Source organism: Tsuneonella aeria, assembly GCF_009827495.1.
GTDB lineage: Bacteria > Pseudomonadota > Alphaproteobacteria > Sphingomonadales > Sphingomonadaceae > Tsuneonella > Tsuneonella aeria.
Map to the genome: position 1 here is coordinate 1,797,590 of NZ_WTZA01000001.1, position 16,230 is coordinate 1,813,819.

General features: G+C 65.1%; 16 protein-coding genes and 1 tRNA gene. 6 read left to right on the top strand and 11 right to left on the bottom strand.

The window, feature by feature from the left end; translation table 11 throughout:
- Positions 1-14: 14 nt before the first annotated feature.
- From GRI40_RS08760 to GRI40_RS08790, 7 genes are all read right to left on the bottom strand, one after another.
- Positions 15-1,793, bottom strand: coding sequence for a hypothetical protein (locus tag GRI40_RS08760; protein WP_160610959.1), 1,779 nt, complete (start codon positions 1,791-1,793; stop codon positions 15-17).
- Positions 1,790-2,206 carry a GtrA family protein gene (locus GRI40_RS08765; RefSeq protein ID WP_160611518.1) on the bottom strand — a complete coding sequence of 139 codons (417 nt, stop codon included), beginning with the start codon at positions 2,204-2,206 and terminating at the stop codon, positions 1,790-1,792. Before GRI40_RS08765 ends, GRI40_RS08760 begins: the two co-directional genes overlap by 4 nt.
- 109 nt (positions 2,207-2,315) lie before the next feature.
- Positions 2,316-3,902 carry an NAD(P)-binding protein gene (locus GRI40_RS08770; RefSeq protein ID WP_160610960.1) on the bottom strand — a complete coding sequence of 529 codons (1,587 nt, stop codon included), beginning with the start codon at positions 3,900-3,902 and terminating at the stop codon, positions 2,316-2,318.
- Positions 3,903-3,993: 91 nt separating this feature from the next.
- Entirely contained in the window at positions 3,994-4,689 is a 696-nt protein-coding gene (locus GRI40_RS08775; protein WP_160610961.1) for a PilZ domain-containing protein, read from the bottom strand.
- Between the two features lie 101 nt (positions 4,690-4,790).
- Positions 4,791-4,875 (bottom strand) — tRNA-Leu (locus GRI40_RS08780).
- Between the two features lie 50 nt (positions 4,876-4,925).
- Complete coding sequence (locus tag GRI40_RS08785; protein ID WP_160610962.1) at positions 4,926-5,207, bottom strand: integration host factor subunit beta; 282 nt, start codon at positions 5,205-5,207, stop codon at positions 4,926-4,928.
- 96 nt (positions 5,208-5,303) lie between these two features.
- Positions 5,304-5,651: a GntR family transcriptional regulator gene (locus GRI40_RS08790; protein ID WP_160610963.1), complete on the bottom strand. Its 348-nt coding sequence runs from the start codon at positions 5,649-5,651 to the stop codon at positions 5,304-5,306.
- A gap of 196 nt (positions 5,652-5,847) precedes the next feature.
- Between GRI40_RS08790 and GRI40_RS08795 the strand changes: the two genes are divergently transcribed.
- The 5 genes from GRI40_RS08795 (at position 5,848) to GRI40_RS08815 (ending at position 11,148) form a co-directional block, all read left to right on the top strand.
- Positions 5,848-7,431 (top strand): peptide MFS transporter, encoded by a 1,584-nt coding sequence (locus GRI40_RS08795; protein ID WP_160610964.1) that lies wholly within the window; start codon positions 5,848-5,850, stop codon positions 7,429-7,431.
- Positions 7,432-7,493: 62 nt separating this feature from the next.
- Positions 7,494-8,873 (top strand): amidohydrolase, encoded by a 1,380-nt coding sequence (locus GRI40_RS08800; protein WP_160610965.1) that lies wholly within the window; start codon positions 7,494-7,496, stop codon positions 8,871-8,873.
- The gene (locus GRI40_RS08805) at positions 8,870-10,249 is read left to right on the top strand and encodes an amidohydrolase family protein (RefSeq protein ID WP_160610966.1); all 1,380 of its coding nucleotides are present in this window, start codon (positions 8,870-8,872) and stop codon (positions 10,247-10,249) included. The genes GRI40_RS08800 and GRI40_RS08805 overlap by 4 nt, the downstream gene beginning before the upstream one ends.
- Positions 10,246-10,758, top strand: a complete 513-nt coding sequence (locus GRI40_RS08810) for an FKBP-type peptidyl-prolyl cis-trans isomerase (protein WP_337190530.1) — start codon at positions 10,246-10,248, stop codon at positions 10,756-10,758. Before GRI40_RS08805 ends, GRI40_RS08810 begins: the two co-directional genes overlap by 4 nt.
- A 60-nt stretch (positions 10,759-10,818) precedes the next feature.
- Entirely contained in the window at positions 10,819-11,148 is a 330-nt protein-coding gene (locus GRI40_RS08815) for a hypothetical protein (RefSeq protein ID WP_160610967.1), read from the top strand.
- A gap of 9 nt (positions 11,149-11,157) precedes the next feature.
- Here GRI40_RS08815 and dxs read toward each other — a convergent pair whose 3' ends face one another.
- The 4 genes from dxs to GRI40_RS08835 form a co-directional block, all read right to left on the bottom strand.
- On the bottom strand, positions 11,158-13,092 hold the full coding sequence (gene dxs / locus GRI40_RS08820) for a 1-deoxy-D-xylulose-5-phosphate synthase (RefSeq protein ID WP_160610968.1): 1,935 nt from the start codon (positions 13,090-13,092) through the stop codon (positions 11,158-11,160).
- Positions 13,093-13,172: 80 nt separating this feature from the next.
- Positions 13,173-13,634 carry a Fur family transcriptional regulator gene (locus GRI40_RS08825; protein ID WP_202390174.1) on the bottom strand — a complete coding sequence of 154 codons (462 nt, stop codon included), beginning with the start codon at positions 13,632-13,634 and terminating at the stop codon, positions 13,173-13,175.
- A gap of 42 nt (positions 13,635-13,676) precedes the next feature.
- Positions 13,677-14,315, bottom strand: coding sequence for a peptide-methionine (S)-S-oxide reductase MsrA (gene msrA, locus GRI40_RS08830; RefSeq protein ID WP_160610969.1), 639 nt, complete (start codon positions 14,313-14,315; stop codon positions 13,677-13,679).
- A 32-nt stretch (positions 14,316-14,347) separates the two neighbouring features.
- Positions 14,348-14,497 (bottom strand): hypothetical protein, encoded by a 150-nt coding sequence (locus GRI40_RS08835; protein WP_160610970.1) that lies wholly within the window; start codon positions 14,495-14,497, stop codon positions 14,348-14,350.
- Between the two features lie 124 nt (positions 14,498-14,621).
- Between GRI40_RS08835 and GRI40_RS08840 the strand changes: the two genes are divergently transcribed.
- Positions 14,622-16,202, top strand: a complete 1,581-nt coding sequence (locus GRI40_RS08840; RefSeq protein WP_160610971.1) for a phytoene desaturase family protein — start codon at positions 14,622-14,624, stop codon at positions 16,200-16,202.
- Positions 16,203-16,230 lie beyond the last annotated feature (28 nt).

Genomic DNA, 16,230 nt, shown 5'->3' on the forward strand with positions numbered 1-16,230 from the left:
GGCCGACGAATGATTCAGTCGGCGATTCGCCACACCTTGAGAGCACTCCCCTGTGGCACGGGCACGGGCTCGAGCCAGCGGGGCGCGCGTCCGCGCAGCAGCGAGGCCATGAAGCCGCGCGGCGCGTCCTGCTCGTACATCATCGGCTCGTTGAGGTCGGGACAGATCGCGACATATCGCGTTCCCCGCGCGCGGAGCGTGTCGCGGGCCTCGGCCTCGGAACCGAGGAACGTGGAGATCACCGTCTTCATCGAAGCCGCGCCGCGATGGTGGCCACTGGCGACCACGGTGTGCTGGGTTTCGTAGAGGAGTTGCGGGCCGAGATCGATGGGGGTGAGAATTTCCCCTCGAGGCAGCTTGCGCAGCGCCGCGACTCCCTCCGACAACCTGCACTCTGAAACCCTGGGCGCTCTTTTACCATCGTCGGCGCGCGCCGGCATCGCCATGGTCATCAGGGTAAGCGGGAAGGCCGGCATGATTGTGAGGACCAGGGTGGCCATCACCAGTGCTCGCCGGCCCGGACGCTGCACGGTTCGTGCCGCGCGCAACCACGCGTTGATCTGCCAACCCAGTGGCACGGCGGCGAGGGCGCCGGCCACGGCCCCGGCACGTATGACGAATACCGTAATCAGCAGCGCCGCGCCGAGAACCAACGCGTATTCGGTCCACCATATGCGCAGCCAGCCTCCGCTCGCCCTTGCGAGACGCAGGGACGCGACAAGGCCGATAAGCGGCGGCAGGATCGATTGCAGTGCCAAGGACAGATCCTGCCGCCAGACGGGCAAGCCTTCGTGAACGCGGTCATACCAGAATTCGAACACCAGCGGATCGAGCTGGTTGAACGTTCCGTTAGCGCACGATGGCGCGACCGCGAGCAGCGCAGCGCCAGCGGCGATTCCGGTCACGACGAGTCCCCCCACCCGCATAGCGGGTGGCATTGGTTCGCAACGCGCCAGGAGCAGCACACCGATCGCGGCCACGGCAAACCCGGCGATGTGTCCGGCGCCCACCACGTCACAATATTGCGTAAGGCCGACGGGTCCGCGCAGCGCAAGAAACAGGATGAGCGATCCCCCCGCGAGGCCCTGTGTCGTGGAGACCAGCCAGGCCGATCCCGAACCCGACCGCATCCAGCGCAATGCGGTCACGCCGCAGACGGCGAAAACCAACGGAAGCCCTTCGATCGAGATTGCCAGCCATGCTGCCATGGACACGCCGGCGACCCACCCGCCGATGCGCGGCGAACGGGCCATAAGGCCGTTCAATACCGCGAGCGCAAAGACCACCTGCCAGCCATGATGATCGATGCGCAGTGGACGCATCTGGCTTAGCAACGGCACCGACAGCGCCATCGCGAGGCAGGCAAGCACGGCGACTTCCTCGCCCATCAGGCGCCAGGCAATACGCCCGGCGAGCAGCAGAGCGATGGCCAGCGTAACCAGCGGCACGACCACGAGGGCGACGGTCTCTGCGGCGACCGTGCCGATCAGCGGAGAAAGTGCGATGATGACGATAGCGACCGGTATGTCGACCAGCCTTGACCAGTGCATGGGAACCCCGCCGTTCGGCGCGTCGATCCGGTGCTGAGTGAGGTCGAACCATCCCTGTCCGGCGACGAGATCCCGCACCTGAACGAGGCGAAGCGTATCGTCCGGGTCAGGGAATCGCATGGCGAGGATGGTCGGTATGCTGGTCAGCAGGACGACCAGAGTGACAATCCCGAGCGCGAAGCCAACGCGCGCGAGGAGTTCGGGCGCGAAGGCCGGCCGGCGGCGCTCTACGAACGAGCTCATGCTGGCGCCCTGGCGGCGAAGACTACTCTGCTGCGAAGCGCCCAGGTGAGCGCGAAACTCGCCGCAACCGCGCCGACTTTGGCGATGCGCGGATCGAGGCCGGCAAGATCGGCCGCGCCTACGATTACCGTCGTGAGCGCGAGCCCCGCGAAGGCCGAACCCACGAACAGCGCCTTCTGCCGGGTCCGTTCGCGCCCGTGCTCAGCCACCGCGTCGGCAAACACGGCGCGACTGGAGAGCAGCCAATGCGCTGCGATACCGAGGCAATACCCGGCTGCCGATGACAGGGCGGCTGGAAGACCGAGCGACAACAAGGTCAGGAAACATCCGAGATCGACCGCCAGCGCCCCCACACTTGCGAGCACGTATCGGACCAGTCGTTGATCGGTCAGTCTGGCTATTGCGGAAAACATCGTGATCTCCCCCAAGATCATTCGCAGACGGACGGGTGCCGGCGATAATCAGGCATTCTTCTTAAGGATTGCCAATCGTCTTCCGACACCCGGTTCCTGTACCCCGTCCTCAGGCCGCTTTCCGCCCACTGACGATTCGCTGGGGCACCTCGCGGACCGAGGCGAGCGCGGCTGCCTGGTCCGGCGTTGGTCGCACGGTAGCCTCACCGGCCTCCCGCGCCGGGATCGATGCGACCGCGCCCTCGTCGCCAGCCTCGTGATACTCGGCATCCTCGTTGACGCACCAGGTGTCGTAAACGCGCTTGCCGGCAAGGATATTTTCGACCGTGAGCATGGCGGTCATCATCGCGTGATCCTGGTTGTTGTAACGGTGCATTCCGTTGCGGCCCACCAGGTGTAGCGTCGGGTGCTTTTCCTCGAGCTCGTAGCGCATCGCGGCCACGTTCGCGGCGTAGTCCTCGTCGTAGACGGGATAGGCCTTTTCCTGTCGCACGACCGCCCCGCCGACCACGTCGCCGGGGTCGAGCAGACCGAGGATTTCCATTTCCCTGCCCGCCAGTTCGATCAGCTCGTCGTCAGCCATCGACCACAGGCCGTCCCCTTCGAAACAGAAATATTCGAGGCCGACGCAGGCGACCGAGGGGTCGGGCACCATCTCGGGGCTCCACGAACGGAAGTTCTGGACACGGCCGACTTTCACCTTGCTGTCGTGGATGTAGATCCAGTTGTCCGGGAAAAGGTCTTCCGACCGAATCTTAAGCGCCACGGTCAGGAAGTCGCGGTACTTGAGCGCGCCAGCGTTGAGCGTGGTATCCGGCAGCGGGTGCATGCGCGCGGCGAGCTCGCGCATCGGGGCGCTGCTGATCGCATGGGCCGCCTTGATCACGACCTCGCCCTGCGGCCCTTCGGCCGAGAGGCGCCAGCCGCCCGCGCCATCGGCGGCGAGCTGCTTCATGGAGTGCCCCATCAGCACCTGGCCATTGCCGGTGGCGAGGATCTTGTCACGCGCGGCATCCCACATCATCCCAGGGCCAAGCCGCGGATAACGGAAGGTTTCCAGCAGGGTCTTCACTTCCTGCCCGTCGTTGGGCCGCTTGTTGAGACCCAGGCTCCGCTTGAGGCCATCGACGACCGCACCCCACAGGCTGAGGCCCTTGATGCGCTGGGCGGCCCAGTCGGCGCTCATCTCGTTGCACGGCATGCCCCACACCTTCTCGGTGTAGGTCTTGAAGAAAATTGAATAGAGCTTCTTGCCGAACTGGTTGCTGGTCCAGTCTTCGAAGCTCTTGATTTCCTTTATCGGGAAAAGCTGCGACCAGGCGAAACTGGCCATGCACGCCGTGGAGCGGAGCACGCCGAGATTGCCGAGCGCCTCGAACGCCCGCAGCGGATAGCTGTAGAATTTGCCTTCATAGTAGATGCGGCTCATTCGCGGACGCTGGATGAAGTCGTCGGGCAGGATCTCGTTCCACAGGTCGACGACCTGCTGGCTCTTCGAAAAGAACCGGTGCCCCCCGATGTCGAAGCGATAGCCTTCGTGTTCCACCGTACGGCTGATGCCGCCGACGTACGTTGCATCCTTTTCGATGATCGCGACGGTTTTCCCCTGGCTGGTCAGCAGGTAACCCGCAGTGAGGCCGGCAGGCCCCGCGCCGACGATGGCGACATCGACGTTCAGTTCGGTTGCAGCAGTCACATTTACCCCCCGGTTAGATTGAGGAGGGAAATGAAGGAAAGTGGTTACCGGACGGTAAACGCCCTCCGGCGCTCACCTTTGCGCCCCGTGATCAGACGAGGAGATCCGGACACTGGATACGCGCGGCAAACAACGCCAGCTGGTCCAAGGTGAAGGTGTCATCGAACACCACGCCGTAGTGCTCGTCACGCCGCCAGCGCACGCGAGCCCGCACTTCGGGCAGGTCGGCCGAGGACAAGCGCAATGGCTGGGCGATCGCAAGGCGAGCCGTGCATCGAACCAGCGCCCCCTGTTGCGACAGGTTCACGACGCCTGCCTCGGCTTTCCCGCCCAGGAACGACACGTCCACATCAAAAGGGATCGAGAGGCGCAGCTTGCGCCGGGGGTAGCGCCCGGCGGCGACCACGAGTGACGATACCTCTACTGGTCTGGTAAATCGATAGCCCGATTCAGTGCCACGCTGCCAAACCTGTTCGATCGCATGGCGGTCGCCGCTCTGCAACTCCAGCTCGAGCGCGGGGCCGCTCGGGAGGCGGTGAAAGCCCCGCAGGCTAATGCCTGTTTCGGAGATGTCGCGAATCACGCACAGGAATTCGCCATCCGGACCGATCAGCTTCGCGGCACGCATGAGGAGAGTGAAACGCGGCGCCGCCCGCGCGTTCGGGACGTCCCTGTCGCTGGCTCGCGCGCCAGCGCGCGGCACCTCGATGCGGCTCAAATCCATCGCGAACCCCCTGCTCGCGGCACTGACGCCGCCAGCGCGCCCCTCCGTTTGGGTGCGGCGCATGTCCCGTGGCTATGCGCACACAGGTAAATGCCCGGTTATCAGGCGACTGCGTACAGCCCACGGTCGGCGACAGATTGCCGGGGTCAGGGGCGGCGGGATGGTGGTGCGGGCGGTGGGACTCGAACCCACACGAGCAAGGCCCGGGGGATTTTAAGTCCCCTGCGTCTACCATTCCGCCACGCCCGCGCAGGGCCGCCCTCTAGCGCGACGTTCGAATAGGGGCAAACGCCCGGCAATCAGCCGTCGTTAACGACGCGGCGCATTTCCTTGCCCGGCTTGAAATAGGGCACCTTCTTGGCGGGGACATCGACCGCCTCCCCGGTGCGCGGGTTGCGGCCCTTGCGCTCGCCCCGCTCGCGGGTCGAGAACGCACCAAATCCGCGAAGCTCCACCCGGCCTCCTTCGGCCAGCCGCTTGCCGATTTCATCGAAGAAGATGTCAAGCACCTGCTCGACTTCGTCTGCGCGCAGTTCGGGGTTCTCTCGCGCCAGCGCCTGCAGCAGTTCAGACCTTATCATTGTCAGCCTCTCGATCGCCTTGTAACCGCGCGACCAGTCCGTAATGGATCAATCTGCCAGACCGTGTGCGCATGCGCAACCGTCAAGCCGGCGGGTTCAGGCTTCGATCCCCGCGATAAGGGTTTGCGCGTCGATCCCCAAGCGCTCCATCCGTGCGCGCAGTTCCGGCCATTCCTCATCCAGGAACCTCGCCCGCTCGGCTCGCCGCAGCTTGTCCGCAGCTCCCTTCGCGACGTACATGCCAACGCCCCGCTGAACCTCTACCAGGCCGTCATTCTGGAATTGCTGGTATGCCTTGGCGACCGTCAGCGGATTGGCCCCCTGCTCGGCAGCCAGTGCGCGGACCGAGGGCAGCATCTCGCCTTCGCGATACCGGCCTTCGATGATCGCCGCGGCGACCAGGTCGCGCAGTCGCAGGTACACCGGGCGGCTCTGCTGTGTCATGTCGGTTCCTCGGCTGAGGTGCTACAGTGACATAATACAGCGGTTCGCGTCAAGTTTCCCCCCAACGCCCGTACCGTGCGCCTGGCCTGAAACAATTGCTTCACATGGGCGAACAAGGCGCTAGGTTGCCGCCGTTCAGCGGGCGGAACGGCACAGACCGGGCCCGCATGAGGATTCAACGAGGGCGTTTTCCTACATGGCATCACAACCGCTACCGCACGGCGATTCCGCCGGCACGTTCCTGGGGCATCCCAAGGGACTTTTCATGCTCTTCTTCGCCGAGATGTGGGAGCGGTTCTCATATTACGGCATGCGGGCGCTGCTGATTTTCTACCTGACGAAGCACTGGCTGTTTTCGGACAGCGAGGCTGGCATCATCTACGGTGCCTATACCGCGCTCGTCTACATCACGCCGGTCGTCGGCGGGTACCTCGCCGACCGATATCTCGGGCAGCGCAAGGCGGTGTTGTTCGGCGGCGTGCTCTTGACACTCGGCCACTTCTTCATGGCGTTCGAGGGCGAGGCGGCGGTCGGCCATACCGACAACCCGATGATCAACATCTTCTGGCTCGCGCTGGCGCTGATCATCGTCGGCTCGGGCTTCCTAAAGGCGAACATCTCGGTGATCGTTGGCCAGCTCTATCCCCGCACCGACGTCCGCCGCGACGGCGCCTACACGATCTTCTACATGGGGATTAACCTTGGCGCGGCCCTGGGCTCGCTCCTGTGCGGGTACATCGGAGAAACCTATGGCTGGGCCTACGGCTTCGGGCTCGCCGGCATCGGCATGCTTGCAGGGCTGATCGTGTTCGTGGTCGGCAAAGGGCTTCTGCTTGGCCGCGGCGAGCCGCCGACGCCGCTGGCGAAGGGTCGCGAGTTCACGATGTACGGTGTTGGCCTGGTGATGGTCGCCCTCGCCTGGGTACTGGTGCAGAACCAGGCTGTTGTTGGCTGGCTGCTCGGCATTTTCGGCGGCCTGCTGGTGCTTTACGTCCTGTTCACGGCAGTCACCAAGCTGCAGCCCGAAGATCGCGACCGCATCTTCGCGGCGCTGCTGCTCATCATCACGTCGATCATCTTCTGGGCGCTGTTCGAACAGGCGGGATCGAGCCTCAACTTGTTCACCGATCGTCACGTCGAACGCGGCGGAGTTCCGGCCTCGGTATTCCAGTCGATCAACGCGATCTACATCATCCTGCTGGCGCCGATCTTTGCCACGCTCTGGACCGTGCTCGGCCGCAAGGGGATGGAACCGTCCACCCCGTTCAAGTTCGGTCTCGGCGTGGTCCAGGTGGGTCTCGGCTTCCTGGTGCTGGTCTGGGGTGCAAACTCGGTGGGCGTGGACGTACCGACGCCGGTCCTGTTCATCTTCCTGATCTATCTGCTCCACACGACTGGCGAGCTGTGCCTCAGCCCGGTCGGACTGTCGGCAATGAACAGGCTGGCCCCGGCCCACATGGCATCGCTGATCATGGGCGTATGGTTCTTTGCTTCGGCAACCGGCAACTTCGCCGCCGGCCTGATCGCCTCGGCGACTGGCGCGGAAGGCGTGGGCGAGGAAGCAGGCAAGCAGGTCGTGCTCGATGTTTACTCCACGGTCGGCTGGGTCGCCGTTGGCGTCGGCGTCTTTGTTCTGGTCGTCAGCCCGCTGGTCAAGAAGCTGATGCACCTCGACACGCTGCGCGACGACACGGTGGGCGACGACCTTCTGGGGCAGGCGCAGGGTCCGCGTGAACCTGAAGGGGCAGGCATCCATCCGGCAACCCGCCCGAACACCTGACACGCTGAAAAACCGAACCGGGGCGCGATGGATTTCGCGCCCCGCTTTATTCCGGGGGCCCGATGAACCTTCTCCGATTGAGTGTGACCACCACGTGCGCGCTGGCGCTCGCTGCCTGTGCAACGACGCACAGCGGTGAGACCGACGCAAGTTCCGCCACAGCCGCGGCCATCGACAAGAACCCGTATCCCTCGACCTACCGGCCCTACCCCGGCGCGCCTATGGCGCTGGTCGGCGCGACAGTATTCGACGGGGCCGGCGGACAGATCGAAGGGGGCACGGTGCTCTTCGAAGGAGGCAAGATCGTGGCCGTGGGCGGCCCGGACCTTGCCGTACCGGCGGGCTACACGCGGATCGAGGGTGCCGGCAAATTCGTGACCCCGGGCATCATCGATATCCATTCGCACCTTGGCGATTACCCGACACCGTCCGTTGAGGCGCACTCGGACGGCAACGAGGCGACCGACCCCACTACTCCCGAAGTCTGGGCGGAGCATTCTGTATGGCCACAGGACCCGGGATTCAGCCGCGCGCTCGCGAATGGCGGAGTCACCAGCCTGCAGATACTGCCCGGATCGGCCAACCTCATGGGCGGCCGCTCCGTCACGCTCAAGAACGTGCCGGCACGCACCGTGCAGGGGATGAAGTTTCCGGGCGCACCCTATGGCATGAAGATGGCTTGCGGCGAAAACCCCAAGCGCGTCTATGGCGGCAAGGGGCGCATGCCATCCACTCGTATGGGCAATTTCGCGGTCAACCGGCAGACTTGGCTCGACGCCAAGAAGTGGGTGGCTGATGGACGCAAAGGCCGCAACCTCGCGAACGAGACGCTGGCCGGCGTGCTCGATGGCGAAATCCTGATCCAGAACCACTGCTACCGCGCTGACGAGATGGCTCTCGTTCTCGATATGGCCAGGGAGATGGGCTACAAGGTCACCGCGTTCCATCACGCTGTCGAAAGTTACAAGATCGCGGATCTGCTCAAGGCCAACGATGTGTGCTCGGCCGTCTGGGCGGACTGGTACGGCTTCAAGATGGAAAGCTATGACGGCATTCCTGAAAACGCTGCGTATCTGCAGAACGCAGGCGCGTGCGTGGTGATTCATTCGGACGATGAAAACGGCATCCAGCGCCTGAACCAGGAAGCAGCGAAGGCACAGGCCGCCGGTCGGCGCGCGGGGATCGACATCTCGGATGCGCAAGTTGTCCGCTGGCTCACGCTCAACCCGGCCGCGGCGATGGGCATCGACGGCGTCACGGGCAGCCTCGCTCCCGGCAAGATGGCCGACGTTGTGCTGTGGAACGGCAACCCGCTCAGCGTTTATTCCCGGCCCGAAAAGGTCTGGATCGATGGCGCGCTGATGTACGACGCAAACGATCTCAAGCGCCGGCCAGTGAGTGATTTCGAGCTCGGCCAACCGGGTGAAGGAGACGTGAAATGATCGCCCGCCTGCTGATTGGCGCGGGCCTGCTCGCGCTCTCCGCCGCGCCGACCGTGGCGCAGGATTTCGCTATCACCAACGCCACCGTCGCGACCGGCGACGGCAGCGAGCCGGTCCAGGGGGCGACGGTCATCGTGCGCGGCGGACGCATCGTTGCCGCCGGTGCCGGCGCGGCGATTCCGGCCGGCATGCAGGTGATCGACGGAACCGGTAAGTGGGTGACCCCGGGCCTTTTCCTCGCGATGACGTCACTCGGCCTGCTGGATGCCGATGGTGTGGGGGAATCGAATGACACTGCGGCGCGCAATTCCCCCTTTGGGGCCGCGCTGGACGTGGTGCCGGCGCTGAACCCCGCCTCGCAACATGTCCGGGTCGCGCGGGATGGCGGGATCACCCGGGCCAGCGTGTTCCCGGTGCCGGCGAGCTCGATCTTCGGTGGTCAGGGCGCCCTGGTGGACCTTGGTGCGGATGGGGACATGGTCGTGCGGCCGCGCGCGTTCCAGCTCGTGGCGCTGGGCGAATACGGCGCGCGCCTTGCGGGCGGCAGCCGGACCAGCGCCCACGCAGTCTTGCGCAATGCGCTGCGCGAAGCGCGCCAGTACGGCGCTGATAGCAGGGTGATCCCCGGCGGGAGTCGTCCCGCGACGATCTCGACCGGCGATGACATTCCGATCGACACGCGCCTTGTCGATACCCAGGCCGAACGCGATGATGTGCTGCTGACCCGCTTCGACGCTGCCGCGCTGGTGCCAGTCGTCAACGGACAGCAACCGCTCTATGTTGCGGTGGAGCGCGAATCCGACATTCGCTCGGTCCTGGCGCTTCGCAGCGAATTCCCGCGCTTGCGCCTCGTGCTCGTGGGCGCCAGCGAAGGGTGGCGAGCGGCGGACGAGATCGCCGCGGCAAATGTGCCGGTAATCGCCGACCCCGTCGACGACCTGCCTTCGAGCTTCGAACAACTCGCAGCGACGCAGTCCAACGTGGGCCGCATGGTTCGCGCAGGCGTCAAGGTCGCCTTGGGAGGCCTCGCAGGCACGACCGGCGACCAGCCACGGAATCTGAAGCAGTTTGCCGGCAACCTGGTCGCGCTGACCAAAGTGCCCGGCGCGACCGGGCTTTCATGGGGCGAGGCTTTTGCCGCGATCACTTCGGTCCCGGCTGAAATCTCCGGCCTTGGCAGCCGGGCCGGCGTGCTCGCACCAGGCGCCGCGGGCGATGTCGTCGTATGGAGCGGTGACCCGCTGGAAAACGCCAGCGCTCCGGAACGCGTGTTTATCGATGGCGTGGAGCAGCCGCGCGATGGCCATCAGAAACGTCTCGGTGATCGTTACCGCGACCTCGATGAAAGCGACTTGCCCAAGGCGTACGACTGGTGAAGCTCGGCTTCGCCAACCACGGCGGCGCGACGCTCGCGTTGGGCGCGGCGCTTATCGTGGGCGCCGCGGCGCTGGCGCAGTCACCTGCCGGCCCGCCCGATCGCAGCCAGGATGTCGCGTGGATGAATGCGCAGCAGGTCGCCCTTGCCGAGCGCGCCGCGCAACCTGGTTGGCAGGCGCTTGACGGCGGCCTTCTCTGGCGCCGCGTAGCCGGCGACGGCCGCGGCGCCCGCCCAACCCCGGCCGATACCGTGATGGTCCATTACACCGGCACTTTCGCGGACGGCGCGCAGTTCGACAGTTCCGAAGGCGGAGAGCCCGCCACGTTCCCACTCGGCAAGCTCATCCCGGCCTGGCAGATGGCCATTCCAAAGGCCGGCGTGGGCGACACCATCGAGATCGCGGTGCCTTCCGATCTCGGTTACGGGGCCAAGGGCAAGGGTCCGATCCCGGGTGGTGCCACGCTTCTGTTCACGGTCAGGTTGCTGGATATCGAACGGGCCGACTGAGTCCCGGCAGGTTGCCGCAACAGGCTACAGGCATCAGCGGCTGACAGGGGGCGCCTTGAGATGAACGAAGCATTCGACACGATCGCTGCGCTCGTTCGCCAAGAAGCGTCAGGTTTGATTGCGACGATCGATGAAGCCGGTCATCTCTCTTACAGCACGGCCCCGGCCGACGGCTCGGCGGCCGCGTTCGTCGTCGCGGTGAAAGCCGGCAAGCGATACGTCGCCCTACACCTGATGCCGCTTTATTGTCATCCGGAGCTTGTCCTCGAGATGCCGGCATCGCTTCGTGCGCGGATGCACGGCAAGTCCTGCCTCAATTTCGCGCCGCACAAACCGGTGCCGGCCGATGATCTTGCAGTGTTGATTGCCGCAGCGCTCGCGCGCGCCTGAACGCGGGCCTTACGCCCGCGCTTCCTCAACTCGCTGGTCGGTTCCGGCGCTGTTATGACGCAGTGCCTTCAACACAGTGTCGACGATCTGCGGCGCGTTGAGGCCAGCTTCATCATACTGCCTCGCCGGATCGTCGTGATCCTGGAACAGGTCCGGCAGGCGCATGGTCCTGATCTTGAGCCCGCCGTCGAGCAATCCCGCGTCGCTGGCGTGCGTCAGGACGTGCGCACCGAGGCCGCCGATCGCGCCTTCTTCGACCGTCACCACCACCTCGTGCGTCCGCATGAGCCGGTCGATGAGGCGGGTATCGAGCGGCTTGGCAAAACGCAGGTCGGCGACGGTGGTCGACAAGCCCTTCGCCTCGAGCGCGTCGGCCGCTTTGATCGCTTCGGCAAGGCGCGTACCGAGTGAGAGAATCGCGATCTTGGTGCCCTCCCGCACCAACCGGCCCTTGCCGATCTCAAGCAGTTCGGGTTCGCCGGGCAAGGCGACGCCCGTGCCGTTGCCGCGCGGGTAGCGGAACGCGATGGGGCCGGCATCGTACTGGGCGGCGGTATACGTCATGTGGACCAGTTCCGCCTCGTCCGCGGCGGCCATGACAACCATGTTGGGCAAGGTCGCGAGATACGTTACGTCGAACGAGCCGGCGTGCGTGCAGCCGTCGGCGCCAACGAGCCCCGCGCGGTCGATTGCAAAGCGAACCGGCAGGTTCTGGATCGCGACATCGTGCACCACCTGGTCGAACGCCCGTTGCAGGAACGTTGAATAGATCGCGCAGAACGGCCGCATGCCCTGCGCGGCGAGGCCCGCGGCAAAGGTGACTGCGTGCTGTTCCGCAATGCCGACGTCGAAGCTGCGGTCGGGGTGCGCCTTCGCAAACCGATCGACCCCCGTCCCGCTCGGCATGGCTGCGGTGATCGCGACGATCCGGTCGTCGGTCTCCGCCAGCCTAGCTAGCGTGTCCCCGAAAACATTCTGGTAGGCCGGGGGGCCGCCCGCGCTCTTCTTCTGTTCGCCGGTGATGACGTCGAACTTCTGCACCCCGTGGTACTTGTCGGCGCTATTTTCGGCCGGTGCGTAGCCCTTGCCCTTCTTGGTCACGACGTGAACCAGGATAGGCCCCTGTTCGCTGTCGCGCACGTTCTCCAGCACCGGGATCAGGTGCTCAAGATTGTGGCCGTCGATAGGGCCAACGTAATAGAAGCCCAGTTCTTCGAAGAGGGTGCCACCGGTCACCATCCCGCGGGTAAATTCCTCGGCCTTTTCCAGGCCGTGGTTGAGCCGCCGGCTCAGCTTGGCGGAGAGCCGCTTGGCGAGGCTGCGCAGTCCGAGATACTCGCTGCTTGAAACTATCCGCGCGAGATAGGCAGAAAGCCCGCCAACGGGCGGCGCGATCGACATGTCGTTGTCGTTGAGGATCACGACCAGGCGATTCCCGGCCGCTTCCGCATTGTTCATCGCCTCGTACGCCATGCCCGCGCTCATCGCGCCGTCGCCGATCACGGCGATTCCCTTGCCGGGGGCGTCGTTGAGCTTGTTGGCGATAGCAAAGCCCAAGGCGGCAGAGATCGAAGTGCTGGAATGCGCCGCGCCGAATGGATCGTATTCGCTCTCGCTGCGCTTGGTGAACCCGCTGAGGCCGCCGCCATGGCGCAGCGTGCGAATGCGATCGCGCCGTCCGGTGAGGATCTTGTGCGGGTAGGCCTGGTGACCCACGTCCCACACCAACTTGTCAGTCGGTGTGTCGAACACGTAATGAATAGCGACCGTCAGCTCCACGACACCAAGGCCCGAACCAAGGTGCCCCCCCGTCGATCCGACTGCACTGATCATTTCGTCGCGCAGCTCGTCGGCGAGCTGGCGCAAGGCCTCGGGCGGGAGCTTGCGGAGGTCGTGAGGCGTGTCGACCGTATCGAGCAGCGGTGTCTGTGGGCGCGAATTCATCTCTCTGCCCTACACGCGGGCTGCAACGCTGTCGATCAAAGGCGGATCAGCAAACGCTGAGCAATTCATGAGCATCGTCTTTAGCGGCAGTCGGCACACAGGCCCCTGATTTCGATTACCGGCCGCTCCGCCTTGAAACCCGCATCCTCGGCCAAGGCGCGAACATTGCGCGATACCGAATCGTTATCGAGGTGAGTCGCTTCGCCGCATTCGTCGCAAACCAGGAATATGCAGTCATGCAGGCATCCGGGGTGGCTGTTCGCGAGATAGGCATTCGACGATTCCACCCGCATGGCGAGATTGTTCGACACGAACAGGTCGAGGATTCGATAGATCGAATTGGGCGCGATACGCTTGCCGCGGCGGGCCGACACCTGGTCGGCGATATCGTAGGCCGAAGTGGGCGAGGCATGGACTGAGAGCGCGGCGAAAACGTCCGCTCGCAGGTCAGTCCACTGTTCGCCGGCGTCGGTCAGCGCACGCTCGGCTGCGCGTGCCAGATCCACGCCGGCGTGCTCATGGTGCTGGTGCGGGTTTGCCATGATCGCGATGTAATGCGCCCGCGGCAGAAGCGCCAGTCACCCTTATCCCGGGGTAAAGGATGTCTTCCAGACGCCAGGGTACATCGCCTTCAGGGCCGCGAGCTTCGGCGCGTCGAATTGAAGGATGTACCTGTGCTCGGGATTTTTGCGCGCGAAATCCTGATGGTAGGTTTCAGCGGGGTAGAATGCCTGCGCCCGTTCGATCCGAGTGACGATCGGTTTCGCCCAAACCCTGGCGGACGAAAGCTGAGCGATATAGGCCTTGGCGACCGCGTTCTGCTCAGCGGATACCGGGAACAGCGCACTGCGGTATTGCGTGCCGACATCGGGTCCTTGCCGGTTCTCGAGCGTGGGATCGGCGATGATGGAGAAGTATATTCGCAAGAGCTGATCGTAGCGAATGATGGCCGGATCGTAAGTCAATCTGACGGCTTCCGCGTGGTCGGTAAATCCGCCCGAGACGGCATCATAACTAGCACTGGCGGCCGTCCCGCCGGTGTATCCGCTGACCGCGCTGCGCACGCCCTTCACATGGCTGAATACGGCCTCCACGCCCCAGAAGCAGCCGCCGGCGAACACGGCGGTCTTGAGACCCGCGCCTTCCGCGGCGGGCCGAACGGGGTGCGGTGTCTTGACGGCCGTTACGTCAGCCGCGGCTGGCTGACATCCGGCAAGGATCATCGCCGACGCAGCAAGGGCCAGCGGCGCCCGCCTCAACGGGTGGGTGCATCCATCGGCGCGGCGCGCGCCGCAGGAACGGCATCCGCGCCGAGTTCGGGGGCAATCTGGAACATCGCAAGACCGGTGCCCACGACGAAGCCGAGAGCGATGTTGCGATAGAGGTCCGACTTCAACAGTCGCATGGCGTCTTTCCTTTGTGCGTCCGATGTGGATAGCGTTGCGCCAATTGCGAGGCCCTTAATCGAAGGGTTGCCCGCGGTTCATCGAGCCGTGACGATGGGTGGAAGGCGTTGGGGGGAAATCGGTATGCTTGACGCGGCCATCATCGGCGCGGGGCACAACGGCCTGGTCTGCGCCTTCTACCTGGCGCGCGCCGGGCACCGGGTGCGGCTCTATGAAGCGCGCGGCATCGTTGGCGGCGCCGCGGTGACGGAGGAATTCGCGCCCGGCTATCGCAATTCGACCGCCAGCTATACCGTCAGCCTGCTGCAGCCCAAGGTCATCGCCGACATGGCCCTGGAACGGCGCGGATACCGCGTGATCGAGCGGCCGGTGTCGAATTTCCTTCCGCTCCCGGACGATTATCTTGTGCTGGGCGGGGGTGTCGCAGCAACGCAGGCGGAGTTTGCGCGCTTCTCCACGCGGGATGCCGACACGCTGCCTGCATACTATGCCATGCTCGAAACCGTCGCAGACGTTCTGCGCGACCTCGTGCTCAAGATCCCGCCGCGAGCGGACGGGGGCCTCGTCGCGCTGACCGACATGGCTATGCAGTCGCGAAAGGTCGCGCGCCTCCCGCTCTCAGCGCAGCGGGACGTGCTGGCGCTGTTCACCCGCTCTGCCCGCGAGGTTCTCGACAGCTGGTTCGAAAGCGAGCCGGTCAAGGCCGCGTTCGGCTTCGATGCCTGCGTGGGCAACTATGCCAGCCCTGATGCGCCGGGCAGTGCATACGTGCTCCTGCATCACGTGTTCGGCGAGGTGAATGGAAACAAGGGAAGTTGGGGCCACGTCCCGGGCGGGATGGGCACGATAACGCAGGCAATGGCCGCGGCCGTCCGCGAGGCGGGTGGCGAAATCGTGACGAACGCACCGGTGGAGCGCGTCCTTGTGGAAGATAGGCGGGCCGTCGGCCTGCGGTTGACCAGCGGCGAAGACGTGCGCGCGCGCAGGGTGATTGCAAACCTCGGACCAAGGCCGCTGTTCGATACGCTCGTTCCGGCGGAGGCCATTCCCGCGGACTTCGCACGCGCGATGGCCATGTATGCAGGGGGCTCCGGGTCATTGCGCATGAACGTCGCGCTGACCGGACTGCCGCGCTTTGCATTCGCCCCTCCCGGCGATTCCCATCTCAAGGCCGGAATCGTGATCGCTCCCAGCCTTGATTACATGGACCGCGCCTGGCGCGACGCATCCGAGCGCGGTTTCAGCGCCGCGCCGATCGTCGAGATGTTGATCCCATCCCTGGTGGATGACAGCCTCGCGCCTCCGGGACATCATGTCGCAAGCCTGTTCTGCCAGCACGTCGATCCCGACATGCCGGAAGAGCTGGAGGACGCGGCGGTCGAGGCCGTCCTGGATACCGTCGAACACCACGCCCCCGGATTCCGTGCACTGGTTCTCCACAAACAGGTCCACAGCCCCCGCGCGCTGGAGGCAAAGTTCGGGCTGTGGCGCGGAGACATCTTCCACGGCCGCATGAGCCTGGACCAGCTATGGGCCGCGCGGCCGGCGCTCGGCGCGGGAAGCTACGCCACGCCAATCGCAGGTCTGTGGTTGTGCGGATCGGGCACGCATCCCGGCGGAGGCGTGACCGGGGCGCCGGGGCACAATTGCGCCCATGCGATCCTGCGCAGCCAGACCCTGTGGGGGCGGGCCGCGCGCCTTTAACACGCCGCGCCGCGCGCTGCCCGCCCGC